Source organism: Dactylosporangium sp. NBC_01737 (assembly GCF_035963215.1).
Lineage (GTDB): Bacteria > Actinomycetota > Actinomycetes > Mycobacteriales > Micromonosporaceae > Dactylosporangium.
Window position 1 is genome coordinate 11,531,083 of record NZ_CP109153.1, and the last position, 13,313, is coordinate 11,544,395.

Annotated in this window: 10 protein-coding genes and 1 pseudogene; 5 read left to right on the forward strand and 6 right to left on the reverse strand. The window is 72.2% G+C overall.

The window, feature by feature from the left end:
• Positions 1 to 26: 26 nt before the first annotated feature.
• Positions 27 to 2,258: pseudogene (locus OHA72_RS53175) on the reverse strand (ATP-binding protein); the annotation flags it as partial.
• Here OHA72_RS53175 and OHA72_RS53180 point away from each other — a divergent pair.
• From OHA72_RS53180 to OHA72_RS53190, 3 genes are all read left to right on the forward strand, one after another.
• Complete coding sequence (locus tag OHA72_RS53180) at positions 2,185 to 2,694, forward strand: hypothetical protein (RefSeq protein WP_327011981.1); 510 nt, start codon at positions 2,185 to 2,187, stop codon at positions 2,692 to 2,694. The pseudogene OHA72_RS53175 and the gene OHA72_RS53180 sit on opposite strands and share 74 nt — an antisense overlap.
• Positions 2,695 to 2,983: 289 nt before the next feature.
• On the forward strand, positions 2,984 to 4,711 hold the full coding sequence (locus OHA72_RS53185; protein WP_327003745.1) for a helix-turn-helix domain-containing protein: 1,728 nt from the start codon (positions 2,984 to 2,986) through the stop codon (positions 4,709 to 4,711).
• 76 nt (positions 4,712 to 4,787) lie between these two features.
• The gene (locus tag OHA72_RS53190; protein ID WP_327003746.1) at positions 4,788 to 5,513 is read left to right on the forward strand and encodes a leucine-rich repeat domain-containing protein; all 726 of its coding nucleotides are present in this window, start codon (positions 4,788 to 4,790) and stop codon (positions 5,511 to 5,513) included.
• Between the two features lie 7 nt (positions 5,514 to 5,520).
• Here the strand turns inward: OHA72_RS53190 and OHA72_RS53195 are convergent, their stop codons facing one another.
• The 3 genes from OHA72_RS53195 to OHA72_RS53205 all read right to left on the reverse strand — a co-directional run bounded on the left by OHA72_RS53195 (position 5,521) and on the right by OHA72_RS53205 (position 7,792).
• Positions 5,521 to 6,465 carry a DUF1152 domain-containing protein gene (locus OHA72_RS53195; RefSeq protein ID WP_327003747.1) on the reverse strand — a complete coding sequence of 315 codons (945 nt, stop codon included), beginning with the start codon at positions 6,463 to 6,465 and terminating at the stop codon, positions 5,521 to 5,523.
• 308 nt (positions 6,466 to 6,773) lie between these two features.
• A complete protein-coding gene (locus OHA72_RS53200) occupies positions 6,774 to 7,139 on the reverse strand; it encodes a hypothetical protein (RefSeq protein ID WP_327003748.1) in 366 nt (121 codons plus the stop codon).
• Positions 7,103 to 7,792: a hypothetical protein gene (locus OHA72_RS53205; RefSeq protein WP_327003749.1), complete on the reverse strand. Its 690-nt coding sequence runs from the start codon at positions 7,790 to 7,792 to the stop codon at positions 7,103 to 7,105. Before OHA72_RS53205 ends, OHA72_RS53200 begins: the two co-directional genes overlap by 37 nt.
• Positions 7,793 to 7,822: 30 nt before the next feature.
• On the opposite strand from OHA72_RS53205, the gene OHA72_RS53210 reads away from it, so the two are divergent.
• Positions 7,823 to 8,686, forward strand: a complete 864-nt coding sequence (locus OHA72_RS53210; protein WP_327003750.1) for a hypothetical protein — start codon at positions 7,823 to 7,825, stop codon at positions 8,684 to 8,686.
• Between the two features lie 52 nt (positions 8,687 to 8,738).
• Here OHA72_RS53210 and OHA72_RS53215 read toward each other — a convergent pair whose 3' ends face one another.
• Complete coding sequence (locus tag OHA72_RS53215) at positions 8,739 to 9,434, reverse strand: vWA domain-containing protein (protein WP_327003751.1); 696 nt, start codon at positions 9,432 to 9,434, stop codon at positions 8,739 to 8,741.
• A gap of 41 nt (positions 9,435 to 9,475) precedes the next feature.
• Positions 9,476 to 12,148, reverse strand: coding sequence for a tetratricopeptide repeat protein (locus OHA72_RS53220; RefSeq protein ID WP_327003752.1), 2,673 nt, complete (start codon positions 12,146 to 12,148; stop codon positions 9,476 to 9,478).
• 229 nt (positions 12,149 to 12,377) lie between these two features.
• On the opposite strand from OHA72_RS53220, the gene OHA72_RS53225 reads away from it, so the two are divergent.
• On the forward strand, positions 12,378 to 13,313 hold the full coding sequence (locus tag OHA72_RS53225) for a GNAT family N-acetyltransferase (protein ID WP_327003753.1): 936 nt from the start codon (positions 12,378 to 12,380) through the stop codon (positions 13,311 to 13,313).

The window sequence follows — 13,313 nt, forward strand, 5'->3', positions numbered from 1 at the left end:
TCGGCGGCGCGGTGCCGCCCGGCGTCCAGGGCCGTCTCGGCGAGGTTGAACAGGGTCCGCCCGGAGTCGACGTCGCCGGCACCGCTGCGGCGCTTGGCCTCCAGCGCGGCGCCGAGGAGCCGGTCGGCGTCGGCGAGCCTGCCCAGCTCCATCGACAGGGTGCCGAGGTTGTTCAGTGCCCTGCCGATCAGCCGGACGTCACCGGCGCGGCGGGCGTGCACGAGCGCGGCACGCAGGTGGGTGCGGGCCGCGCGGCTGTCGCGGCGGTCGGTGTTGACGGAGCCGAGCGTCAGGTGCGCCGTGCAGCGTCCGCTGTGGTCACCGGGGTCCAGGCCGGTGAGTGCGAGCGCGGCGAGCCGGGCGGCGTCGGTGAGGTCGCCACGGAGCCGGGCGAGCTGACCGGCGCGGACGTGGGCGTGCGGCGCCCCGGCCGCGCCCGCCTTCGCCAGCAGGCCGTGGCCTTCGGTGAGGCGGCCGGTGCGCTCGTAGTAGGCGAACAGCGCGTCGACGGTGGCCGCGTCGAACATGCCCGGCTCGTGCGTGACCGCCCACGCCAGCGCGGACCGCACGTTGTCGGTGTCCTGGCCCGTGTCCTGCCCGGTGTCGCGGCCGCGCAGGCGGGTGACGTAGTGCACCGCCACGGCTCGGGCCACGCGGTGGCGGCCGGGCGACGCGGCGAGCCGCTGCGCGGCCAGTTCACGCATCGCGTCGGGCAGCCGGTACCGGGAGCCGCCGCCGTCGGTCGTGACCCGCACCAGGCTCGTGTCGACCAGTTCGGCGAGCGCGTCGAGCAGCCACGGCGGGTCGTCGCCGAGGGCCGCGGTCACCGCCTCCAGGTCGTGGAACGCGACCCCGCCGGCGAACGCGGCGAGACGGTCGAACAGGACCCCGGCGGGTGCGCCGACGACCGCCAGGCTCGACTCGATCGTGGCCCGAAGCGACCGGTGCCGGGCCGGCAGGTCGCGCGGCCCGCCGGCCAGCACGGCAAGCGGGTTGTCGAGCCGGTCGAGCAGCTCGGCGGGGGTGAGCAGCCGCATCCGGGCCGCGGCCAGCTCGACCGCCAGGGGCAGCCCGTCCAGGCGCCGGCAGATCGCGGCCACCTCGGCCCGGTCGGCGTCGGTCACCGCGAAACCGGGGCGCACCGCGGCGGCGCGGGCCTCGAACAGTGCGACGGCATCGGCAAGCCGCAGCGGTACGAGCCGGACCTCCCGCTCTCCACGGACCAGCAGCGGCCGCTGGCTGGTGGTGAGCACGGTCAGCCCGGCGCACCGCCCGGCGAGGGCCGCCACGTCGGGCGCGGCGCCGACGAGCCGCTCGAACCCGTCCAGGACGAGCACCGCCCGGCGGTCGCGCAGGTGCGCCGCGACCCGGTCGACGTGACCGAGGCGGGACGTGCCACCACAGCCGAACGCCTCCGCGACGACCTCGGTGACCAGGTCCGGCTCGCCCAGCGCCGACACGTCCACCACCCGGACGTCCAGGCCGTGCCGCTGCCGGGCCACGGCGGCGAGCGCGGCCGCCAGGCGTGACTTGCCGACGCCGCCGGGACCGGTGACGGTGACGATCCGCCGCCGCCCGACGGCGACGAGCTCCAGCAGCGCCCGCAGGGCCTCGTCCCGGCCGACCAGGTCGTCCAGGGCGGCGGGCGGCGGGGGCGGGGCGGCGCCGTCCTGTGCGGCCGACAGGAACGCCGTGAGCTCGGCGCCGTCGAGACCCACGGCCGCCGCCACGGCCCGCACGGAGTGCCCGCGCGGTCTGGCGGTCGAGCCGCGCTCGAGGTCGCGGATCGCGCGCTCGCTGAGCCCGGACAGTGACGACAGCTCCCGCTGGCTGAGCCCGGCGGTGCGGCGGTGGCGCCGCATCAGTTCGGCGAACGGTCCGGCCTCGGCACTCACACGGGTTGTCACGGCGCCGGTACGGCCCGGGTTCGGTCGCCTTCGCGACACCCGCCGCGGGCGGCCCGCCGCGCCGATGTCGCCCGGGTGACAGTCCCGGCCGGCGGACCGGCAGTTGACCGGAACTTTGCCGCCCGGCGGCGGCGCCGGCCGGTCCGCGGCGGTGACGGTGGTGGCGGTGGTCGCGCAACGTCGCCGGCCACCGCCGCGCCGGTGGACTCCCCCACCGGCCGGCCCGCCGATCGAACGTGAGGTACCCGGAATGCCCTTGATCCGCACTCTCCGCGCCGTGCTCGTCGCGGCAGCCCTGGCCGTGGGCGTGCTCGCGGTCAGCGCGACGCCCGCGTCCGCGAACGTGAACATCTTCGACAGCTTCGAGCCCCCGCCCGCCCTGCAGAACTGGTCGTTCTCCCACTCCGGCGACGGCGCGGGCGGCTTCAGCTCCCTGCAGGTGCGCACCGGTGTCCGCGACGCGTTCATCACCATCCGTGGCGACGGCTTCTCCTCCGTCAGCCGCAACGTGTTCCTCAGCCACCCGCAGACCTGCTCCGCGTCGGTCTTCGTCAACCCGGCGCCGACCGGCGGGTTCCAGCTGATCAACTTCGAGATCCTCAGCTTCGACTTCCACTACATCGCGCTGAAGTCGGCCACGCTGACCTCCGACGCGCCGTACACGAAGTTCAGCACCTCGTGGACGAACAGCCCGACGTTCTTCATGGTCCGGGTGTCGGTGGTCGGCAACGGCCCGGGCACCACGGTCGCGGCGTGGGTCGACGACGTGTCGGTCAACTGCAACTGATCCTCCCTCCCTCACCGGCCAGGCGGGCCCACCCCCGGGCTCGCCTGGCCGGCTGACTGATGCGGCGCCGGGCGCCGCGCGGCGACGACCGGATACCCCCGTTGATGCGTATCCGGTCGGCGCCGAAGCAGCGGTGGCGGCAGTCTGCCAAGGCCCGCCGCCGGGCCGCCAGCAGCGGCCGGCAGGTCGGGACGCTGGGACGGCATCCTCGTGCCGACCTGCGGGGATGTGCGAATCCTGGGACGGTCGGTACGATGCTGCACCCGACCCCTCTGGAGAGAAGACGGCGATGCCGCACCGTCCTGGCGACCTTGCCGCGCTGCTGAGCGGGCTCAAGGAACGCAGTGGGCTGAGTCATGTGCAGATCGGGCAGAAGGTCAACCTGAGCAAGTCGGCGGTGCACCGGTACATCGCCGGGCGGGCCGTGCCGCACGACTTCGGCACGGTGGAGCGGATCGCCCGGGCGTGCGGCGCGGACCGGGCCGAGCTCGACCGGCTGTACCCGCTGTGGACGGCCGCCCTTCGCCAGGCGTCGTCGGAAGCCGCAGAAGCCGCGGAAGCCCCAGAAGCCGCGGAGCAGGCATTGCCGGTGGAACAGGCATCGCCGGTGGAACTGGGCGAAGCGGTTGCGACGGTGCCGGCGGTGGCCGTACCGGCGAAACCCCGGCGCAGGTGGAGGACCGCTGCGCTCGCCACGCTGGCGGCCCTGCTGCTGGTGACCGCGACCGCCGTGGCGACGCGGATGAGCGTGGCTCCGGACCCCGCACCGAAGAACCTCACGACGAGCGCGAGCCCGACCGCGGCCGCGACACCGCAGTGGATCAGCGGACCGACCTGGACGCTGCCCCCGCAGCCGGTGCCCTCGGAGTACTTCGGGGTGACGATCAACAGCGGATCGGGTCACATGCCCGGCTTCACGACCGGGGCGGTGCGCCTGTGGGACAGCGAGACGACCTGGTCACGCATTCAGCCGGCGCGGGACCAGTTCGACTGGACGATCCTCGACCGGCTCGTCGACGGCGCGCGCAGCCACAATCTGCCGGTCCTGTTCGTGATGGGCGGCACGCCCGGATGGGCCGCGCCGAACGGCCCCCTGACCGTCTACCCGGACGGCGCGAGGTCGGCGCCGCCCGACGACCTGACGGCGTGGGACGCGTTCGTCAGCGCGCTCGTCGGCCGGTACCAGGGCCGCATCTCCGCGTATGAGCTGTGGGTCTTCGCCAACGACCCGAGGCTGTACAGCGGCTCGGTGGAGACGCTGGTCGAGATGACACGGCGGGCGAACGCCATCATCCGCGCCGCCGACCCGAAGGCGGTCGTGGTGTGCCCCGGCATGGGCAACCTGTGGAACGCCGAGGGCCAGAAGGTGCTGCGGCGCTTCGCGGAGCTCGGCGGGTACGGCCACTGCCACGCCGCCGGCATCAAACTGCACCAGCGCTCGCCGGAGGACCCGCCGGAGACGATGCTGGAGCTGACCGCCCTGATCGGCCGGCTCTTCCAGGAGATCGGCGTGCACCCGCCGCTGTGGAACACCGGCACGACCTACGACATCCCGCTGCAGGGCCACCTCGACGGAGAGCGGGCCCGCGACTACGCGGTGCGGTTCTTCCTGGTCGGCCTCCTGGCCCGCGCCACCAACCTGCAGCGGATGTACTTCTACAACTGGGGCGGCACGAAGATCCCCATCGTCCTCCAGCCGGACCAGGGCGCCCCGACGGAGGCCGCCCTCGCCGTGCAGCAGCTGCAACGCTGGGTCGCCGGCGCCCAGATCAGCGGCTGCGGCAACGGCCAGGCCGTGGAACTGCCCCCGTACGTGTGGCAGTGCGAGTTCGTCCTCTCCACCCCGGAAGGCAACCGCCGCGCCCTCATCCGCTGGACCCACGCCGCCCCGATCACCCTGCGTGCCGAGGCGGGCGCGGAGGCAGTGCTCCGCCTGGACGGCACCACACAGACCGTCGCCGCCGGCGCCGAGATCACCATCACCGGTACCCCGGTCCTGATCCGCTACAGGCTGTAGGGCCTCACAGGGCCGGCCATGCACTGCGGCATCAGTGCGCGGGGCCCGGGTGTGCCGACGTCATTACCATGCATGCATGGATGAGGCCGGTCAACGGATCGAGGCTGCGCTCGCCGCGCGTTCACCGGTCCTGGACCTGTCGCGGTGCGGGCTGCGGGAGCTGCCGGACGCCGTGCGCCGGCTGACCCATCTCGAGTCGCTCAAGCTGCCGTTCAACATGATCGACGACCTGCCCGGCTGGCTGACCGGACTCGATCACCTGGTCGAGCTCGACGTCACGCACAACGGCATCGAGGAGATCCCCGAGGTGATCGGCCACCTCACGCGGCTGCGGGTGCTCGACCTGAGCGAGAACAACCTGGAATCCGAGTCCCTGGACTTCCTCGGCCGGCTGACCGCGCTCACCACCCTGAACCTCATCGACACCCGCTCGGACCGGCTCCCGGACAGCATCGGCAACCTGGCCCGGCTCACCGAGCTGAACCTGTACCTGGGCTGGTTCCGGGACGAGCCGCAGAGCCTGCCGGACACCCTCGGACAGCTCACCGCCCTCACCCGCCTGGAACTGTCCGGCAACGGCCTGACGACGGTGCCGGAATGGATCCGCCGCCTGACCAACCTGCGGTACCTCGGGCTGTGGTGGAACGAGATCGAGGAGATCCCGGCGTGGATCGGTGAGCTGACCGCGCTCACGGAGCTCACGCTCCCACTCGTACCCGACGAAGCGCTCCGGGCCGTGCTCCGCGGCCTGCCCCGTCTCGAAAGGGTCACCTCCAGCGACGGAGACGTGGACCTCAGCTGACGCCGTGTCAGTGCGGGAAGGCGACTCTCGGCCGCGGGGTGATCTCGTCGCGGAAGCGTTCGATGGTGTGGCTGACCTGGAGCATGTCGTCGGTGGTGCGGATGCGGTCCAGGTACAGCGACCGCGCCGCCAGCCCCGCCAGGTCGAACGTGAAGTACATGGCCATGAGCGGGTTCACGAACAGTGGGGTCCCGCCGGCGCGGCCGTCGAGTGGCACGTCGCCCGCGGCGCCGGTCAGGGCGGCGGCGATCTGGCCGTTGACGATGCTGGCCCGGTCGGGGGCGATGGCCCGCGCGTGGGCGACCGCGTCGCGGTAGAGGGCCGCCTCAGGGCCGTGCGACGGCACGGTGAACGCGCCGAGGTAGGCGCCCGCGCGGTCGAGGGCGGCGATGTTCTCCAGGACCTGGACGTGGTTGACGCCGTGGTACGCGTCGACGCCGAACCCGATCACGGCGACCAGTTTCGTGGCCACGGGCGTGCCGTTGACGGCGGCGAGGCTCGTCGCGTCCTCGACCGGGGTGCCCAGGGCCGCCTCGTCGCCGCGCATGAGGATGTCGGTGCCGCCGTCCACCAGGATGATCGCGTCGAGGTCGAGGCGTTTCGCCAGGCGCCGGTACGCCGAGCGCAACGGCCGTACACCGGTGCGGGGGAACGCGAAGACGGTCGCGGGTAGCCGGTGCAGGGCCAGCCATCGGGCCAGGGCCCGTTCCGGGAAGTAGTCGCTGTAGGCGACGGTGTCCGGGGTGACCGCCGCGATGCCGGGCTCCAGCCACGCGCCCACCTCATACAGGTTGACGATCGACAGGTTTGCCAGGTGGACGGTCCGGCCGTCGTTCATGAGTGACAGGGCGAGCGGCAGCCCGGCGTACACGTCGAACCCGCCGCCGGCGCCCGCGATCAGGATGCGCCGGGCGTCGCGGAGCGCCTCGAAGAACGGTAGCCGCCACGTCATGCGGCGCCGCCGTCGAAGGCGACCTCGGCGTCGCCGAGCCCCCAGCCGATCCGCGCCGCGACGTCGCGGGCGTCAGCGCCCGCGACCGCCACCACCGTGAAGCTCATGCCCATCGACAGGGGAGACTACCCGCCGCCGCTCCGGTAGTCTCCGCTGGATTTCACCGCCGGGCGGCTCCAGGTCGGCGACGGACGTCCTGCTCCTGCTGGGTGATGAGCTTCTGCGCGAGCGCGTTGACGGACCCGACCGCGCTGCGCACCCCGAGGTCGTAGTCCGGCCTGATCCGCGCCGGATCCGGTGAGCCGGTCCTACGGACCGATTGCCGCGGCGATGCGCCGGACCCTGCGCGGCGGGCCCTGGACGGTGCGCTGCAGCTCGCGCAGCGCGGCCTCGCCGGGCGGTCCGCGCCGGCCGAGGACGTCGATGGCGGCGTTGACGGCCCGCTCGTCGACCGCGCGGCCGAGCGTGGCGGCCGTGGCGATCGCCGGCACCGCGGCGCCGGCGGCTGCCGCGTCCAGGGCGCAGGCGGACCAGAGCAGGCCGCGGACGGTGATGCCGTTGTCCGAGCCGACCCAGCGGGGCTCGAAGTCGCCGGACGCGTCCGCGTGGTCGGCCGGGTCGCCGGCGGCCACGGCGGTCAGCAGGTCGTGCACCAGCCGGTGCCCGTCGGGCATCTCGCGCAGCAGCACCCCGGCGCGCGCGGACCACGCGGCCGTCGGGGTCGGCGCGGCGCCGTCGAGGTGCGCGACGAACGGTCCGGCGGCGGCGGGCAGCCGTGCCACCGCGGCCTTCCCCAGCCGTCGCCGGCGTGGACCAGGTCGACCGCTGCCCCGGCCCCGGCCAGCAGGGACCGCAGCAGTGCCCGGAGCCGGCTCCGCTCGGTCGGCGTGAGCGACCGGCGCCGGTCCAGCCCCGTGAACACGGCCTGCGCCACGGGTACCAGCGCCCGCCGGTCCGCCAAATCCAGCCGCCCGGCGGCGCTGACGGCGGCCCGCACAATGGCCGGGATGTTGGCGTCGTCGAGGTCACCGACGAACCGGAGCAGCAGCGCCACGTCCGCCATCCGCCACGGCAACGCCCGCCGGCTGAGATCGGCGAGCAGCGCGCCGCCGCACCAGTCCGCCCGCCACGACCGGAGCATGTCACCGGTGACGACCACGACCGACAGCGCGACCTCGTCGTCGGCCTTCGCCACACTCCCACGCATCCGCCCGACGGCGTTGTCATACCGCCAGATCGTCTTACGGAACACGCCCGCGCCCAGGAATCCGTCGACGCGAGCCTGGTGCACCGCCACGGCGGCGGCATCGGCGTCCGGTTCTGCCACGCCGGCAGCATAATGGGAGCTGGAGGGATCATGAGGACACGGCGACTGGCACTGCGGCGGGCGGATCTGGACGGCGGCGTCTGCCCCGTGCCAGAGGAATGCGTCGAAGCGCTCCAGCACAGGGACACCGTCCCGCTCGTGCTCGACCACCGCCTCCGGGGCATCACCGCCGAGCGCCTCGCCTTCCACAGCGCCCTGCGGCAGGACGTCGAGTGGCAGTTCGGCGGCATCGAGTGGCCGGCCGACCTGCGGCCCGGGGTCCTGCTCACCGTCGCCTACCGGCCCGCCAAGGACGAGGTCGTCGTGCGCACCGTCCCCCTCGTGGAGCCCATGCGGGTCGACGGCGTCGACTACTTCCACGAATACGACCCGATGGTCGTCACCCGCGAACACACCCCGGGCAACGCGAACTGGTCGAAGGTCCTTTCCACCGTGCGGCGGCTGGGCCGCGTCTTCGACGACGGCAGCGCCGTGTTCCCCGAGGCCGACCTGCTCAAACGCAGCCGCCTCGGCCGCGGCGACCGCGCCGCGTTCCTGCTGCGCAACGCCGTCGAGCAGCTGCTCCGCGAAGGCTACGTCACCCGCGTCGTCGGCAGCGTCGACGCCACCGGGCACCCCTCCTACCCGGGCGTCGACGGCGAGGAGCCGGCCGAGATGCTGCTGTACGCCCCGCTGGTCGAACCGGCCCCCCACCCCGACGACGCCGTCCACGGCGAGGGCGCCGACCGCCGCGAGCACTGGGTCAACGGCTTCCTGCGCAAATTGCCACCCGGCGCCCAGCCCTCGGAGCGTCAGCTGTCACTGCACCAGCAGATCGTCGAACAGGAGGAGCTCGACGACGCCGAGCTCCCACCCGGCTACACCTTCGTGAAAAAGCACCACCGCAACGGCTGAGCCGGGTGAGCGGTGTCCGGGTCATCCAGCCGGTGCTGGTGCTGCTTCCGGGTCAGGGGAAATCGTCGGGGTCGTGTTGCGTGATGCCTGCCGGGAGGTGGGATCGAGGAGGCAGGATCGATCCGGTCCAACCGCGGGCGTTCGAGTAGCCGACCTGGATCACGCTGGACACCAGGGTCTCGCCGATCCCGGCCATTGCCTCCGGGTGGAAAGCATCGACGCTGTAGAGCGCGCAGCGCCTGGCCCCTGTCGCCGGGTGGATCAGCTGAGCCATGGTGTCGATGCCTGCCGGGTCAAGAACGCACGGTATGACATTCGGGGACCACTTCATGGACGTCAGTCCGACGAACGCTCGCCGCATTGCCTCTGGGTCGTCGGACGGTCGCCCGCCGCTGAGAAACCACACGATGGGCCGGTAGACGGCGTATCCATCGGCTCGCAGCTGGGCAACATTGATGTCGATCTCCTGATGGAGAACCTCGAACGCAGACGCGAAACACAAGCCTCCGCGAGGCGTGAGCACCGGCAGTTCGACATTCGGATCGAGCAGATCGCACAACGGGAGTCGGACCTGTGCGTCGTCGGCGAAGTCGATGAAACCGAACCGGATGTTGTCTGCCAGGACGGGATCGCGGCACAGTGCTTCCTGGACGGCCGGTAGGAACCGGTTCACCGCGTCCAGTCGCGCGCCCATCGACCAGGACACGTCAACCATGAGGTAGAAGGGAACCACCTTGGTTTCCCTCACCGGGCCTCCTGCCAAATGCTGCATCGTGACGTTCACCGGCTTCACAGGCTGTGGGCGACTTCGCCGTCAGCAGTGAGACCATACTTTCTCAACCGGGCCGCATCGTCCGGGCTGGTCCGCTGCCACAGCCAGGCGAGGTCGTGCAATGCATGCCTGTCGCCGCGGTTCACCGCCTGTTGATACAGCGCTGCGGCATGAGCGAGGTCGTCGGCGCGCTCCCACCACCGTGCGAGGTCACGCAGGGCACCGGTGTCACCTCTGTCGGCGGCGTGAAGTGCCGCCTCCTCCGCCCCTGCCGGGTTCTCCGTTCGCGTGCGCAGCCCGGCAAGGTCTCTCAGTGCGCCGATACTGCCGCGCTCTGCGGCATGGACATACGCCGCCTCTGCACCAACGAGGTCATTCACCCGCTCCCGGAATGCCGCCGCCAACCGCAGCGCCTCGGGATCGTTCGGATCGGTCGCCGCCTCGACAAGCGCATACGCCTCCGCGGTGTCCCCGGCCCGGATGTGCCGCAGTGCCAGTTGCCACAAGGAGCTCGGATCATTGCGAGGGGATGGCGTGCGGTTCTCGCCGCCCGGTTCGTTGAGACGGTCCAGGTCCCAGCCTGCGCTGGTGCTTCCTGCCGCAACGGCCCTGCGATACAGCGACGCCGCGCCGAGCAGGTCGCCGGCGCTCTCCCGTAACCGGGCGAGCCGCTGAACAGCGGCGACGTCACCGTGGTCCGCTGCCTGCCGGTACAGGTCCTCGGCGGCCGCATGATCACCAGCGCGTTCGCGCATGCCGGCCAGGTCCCGCAGGGCACCGCTGTCGCCGCGCTCGGCGGCGACAGCGGCGAGCGCCTCGGCGCGTTGTGCATCGCCGGCGCGTTCCAGCATTGCGACCAGGTCGCGCAGCGCTGCAACATCGCCACGATCAACCGCATGCTGGTACTGGGCCTGCGCGCCGGCAAGATCCCCAACCGCGGCCAGCAGCCATGCCAGTTCTCGCATGGCCTGCCGGTCATCGCGGTCAGCGGCCTGCCTGAGCAGCCGTTGAGCGTCCGCCAGATCACCGGCACGCTGGCGCCTCCGGGCGACGCGCCGCAGCGCGGTGGTGTCACCCTGTTCGGCGGCCTCTGTCGCGGCAGCCTGGGCCAATGCAGTTTCACCAGCGCGTTCATACAACCTCGCCAGGTCGTTGAGCGCCTGCGGGCCACCCCTTTGCACCGCCAGCCGGTACAGCGGCAGCGCGTGGCCGTATCGGCCGCGGCGTTCGGCGTGTGCCGCAATCCCGATCAGGATCTCGGGGGCGGTCACCGTGCGCATGACGGCGGACCAGAACGACGGGGGCGGGAAGACGTCGGCACGCTCGGCCCGGCCTACCTGATGCAGGTAGTCGGCCAGCCGGTAGTGCGCCTGGTCCGGTGATCGGTCGTCACCGCTGCGCGGCCGGACGAGGGTGACTGGTCCCGGCGTGCCGTGACAGGGCCTGCCGACGTAGCCAAGTGCCTGCTCGAACCATGTTTCGCCGGCCTGGTCCCACTCCGGATCGGTGAAATAGCCGGGGGCGGCATCCGCCAGCAGACCGGCCGGAATCGGCGCGGTGCAACCAAATCTGTGGGCGTCAATAGCTGCCAGAATCACCGCCCGCGCGGCCGGCGGCGCGGCACGGTAGCGATCCAACAGCAGAGGGACGCCGGCAAGGTGCTGCGTGACCCTGCCGTGAACTGCGTGCTCTGCGGCGTTGCGCAGCCGGGGGTCGCGCCGGCCCAACTGCCGCAGGGTCGTCATGTCGGTGTCGGTGAACGTCTCAGGCACGAAGATCACATGCCCCGAAAGCAGGTCACGCGCCTGCGAGTTCGGATCCGGGCGATCGGGGGCCGGACCGCTCATGGCCGCCTCCCAGAACTCCGGCCACATCGTGCCCAGCACGAGGACCGGCCCGCGATTCGGGTCAGCCAACAAGGCGCGAAGCCCGGCAGCGATGCGCTCCCCGAACTCGGCGTCCGCCGGCAGCAGGTAATGCTGGCTCTCGTTCAGCCACAGCACGGTGAACGGGTCGATCCGGTCCAGCGCCTCGACCAGGGCGCCCGGCCGGGTCGGATCGTAGGGGTGCCACAGCCGCCACCGGTCCGGCAGTGCCTGCACCGCCTCCCAGCAGGCGCGGGTCTTGCCCGTGGACGACCCGCCGACCAGCACGGCGATCCGGCTCGTTCCATGCGCAGCCGCGGCAACGACCTTTCCCAGGGCCGCGTCAAGCGGCCGCGTCACGTAGCCGGGTAGCACCGGCATACTGCCATCGTGGTCGAGGTCGATGGCCCGATGAATCTCCAGTGTGTGCGGATCGGTCTCGCCGATCGGCCTGCCGAGACGGGTCGATGCGGTCATCTTCGCTCTGATCCACAGGTCGCGGACGTGGTCGGCCACTGCCGCGCCGTCCCGACCGGCCATCCGGGCCAGCACCATTGCAACCGCTACGACATCGTGCTGCCCCGGCGGGACATCCGGTCCACCGATGATCCTTCCAATACTCGCCCGGGTCGGTACCCCAGGCAGGTCAAGGTCGTCGGCCATGGTCCGGATCGCCTCGGCGGCCTGGTCCAGCGTCGGCGCGCCCGCCCGCAGGTACAACTCGTACAGCGCGTCCTTGAGATCCTTTGACGGTCCGCTGAGGCCATGCGCACGATCGATCAGGCGGGGCCTGGTCCGGCCTTGCTGGTGCTCGTCGCGGCTCATCGCAACCCAGCATCGCGGAGTCGGCCACGACCTGACAATGGGCGTGCTGCCTGCGACCCTCGCCGTGCTGTCTTTCCGCAGCGGCGCGGGCCGTCGCCGTCCGGCCATGGCCATGGCGCCCCGCTGGGCCGAGTTCGCCAGGTCGCCGCGTCCGTCCGGTGGACGTGGGACAGCCACGTCGTCACCGTAGTGGCCGCAATCCGGTTGCGGGGGTCCATACGGTGGACGGGTGACGGATTTCGATGTGCGTGCGTACCGGGGCGACGACGCCGCGGCGGTTGCCGAGCTGATCAACGTGTTGTCCGAGGTCGGTGGCGGACACGGGGGGCATGTCGCGGCCGAGATCGACGACGTCGTGAACAACGAGGTCCGGGACCCGGCGGTGGACACGCGGGTCGTCACCGACGGGGACGGGCGGATCGTCGCGGTCGCGATGGTGCCGTTGCCGCCGGAGGGTGGGGATCGGCTGGAGCTGATCGGTGGGGTGCATCCCGACCGGCGCGGGGAGGGTCTCGGCCGGGAGCTGCTGGCGTGGCAGCTCGACCGGGCCGCGGCGCGGCACGCCGAGGTGGCGCCGGACGCGTCGTGGCAGGGGCAGGTCATCGCGGGTGACGCCGACACGTCGGCGACGCGGTTGTTCGAGCGGTTCGGGTTCGCCGTCGCGCGGTACTTCCTGGACATGGTGGCACCGACCACGCCCGCGCCGGTGGCGTCGCTCGCCGACGGGCTGCGGATCGCGCCGTACGAGCGGGCGCGGGAGCGGGACCTGCACGCCGTGCACACCGCGGCGTTCCGGGAGTTGTGGGGGTACCAGGAGCGCACGTTCGAGTCGTGGGCGCCGCTGACCGTGCACTCGGAGTCGTTCCTCCCGGAGCTGTCCCGACTCGCGCTCGCCGGCGACGCGATCGCCGGGTACGTGCTCTCGTACGCCAGCGACGTGCCCGGCCGGTTGTACATCGGACACGTCGGCACCGCCGGCGACTGGCGCCGCAAGGGTGTCGCGAGCGCAGTGCTCGCCGAGGTGCTCGACGAGGCCGGCCGGGCCGGCTACACCCACGCGTCGCTCGACACGGACGCCGAGAACCCTACCGGCGCCGCCGGTATCTATGCGAAGGTCGGGTTCGTGGTCGAGCAGCGCGTCGTCGCGTACCGCAGAGCCGTCTGA

What these genes read in the sequence shown, in the direction of transcription:
- OHA72_RS53210 (WP_327003750.1), top strand. Translation starts at nt 7,823, where the DNA reads ATGAGGACACGGCGACTGGCACTGCGGCGGGCGGATCTGGACGGCGGC.
- OHA72_RS53220 (WP_327003752.1), bottom strand. Translation starts at nt 12,148, where the DNA reads ATGAGCCGCGACGAGCACCAGCAAGGCCGGACCAGGCCCCGCCTGATC.
- OHA72_RS53200 (WP_327003748.1), bottom strand. Translation starts at nt 7,139, where the DNA reads ATGCCCGACGGGCACCGGCTGGTGCACGACCTGCTGACCGCCGTGGCC.
- OHA72_RS53195 (WP_327003747.1), bottom strand. Translation starts at nt 6,465, where the DNA reads ATGACGTGGCGGCTACCGTTCTTCGAGGCGCTCCGCGACGCCCGGCGC.
- OHA72_RS53190 (WP_327003746.1), top strand. Translation starts at nt 4,788, where the DNA reads ATGGATGAGGCCGGTCAACGGATCGAGGCTGCGCTCGCCGCGCGTTCA.
- OHA72_RS53185 (WP_327003745.1), top strand. Translation starts at nt 2,984, where the DNA reads ATGCCGCACCGTCCTGGCGACCTTGCCGCGCTGCTGAGCGGGCTCAAG.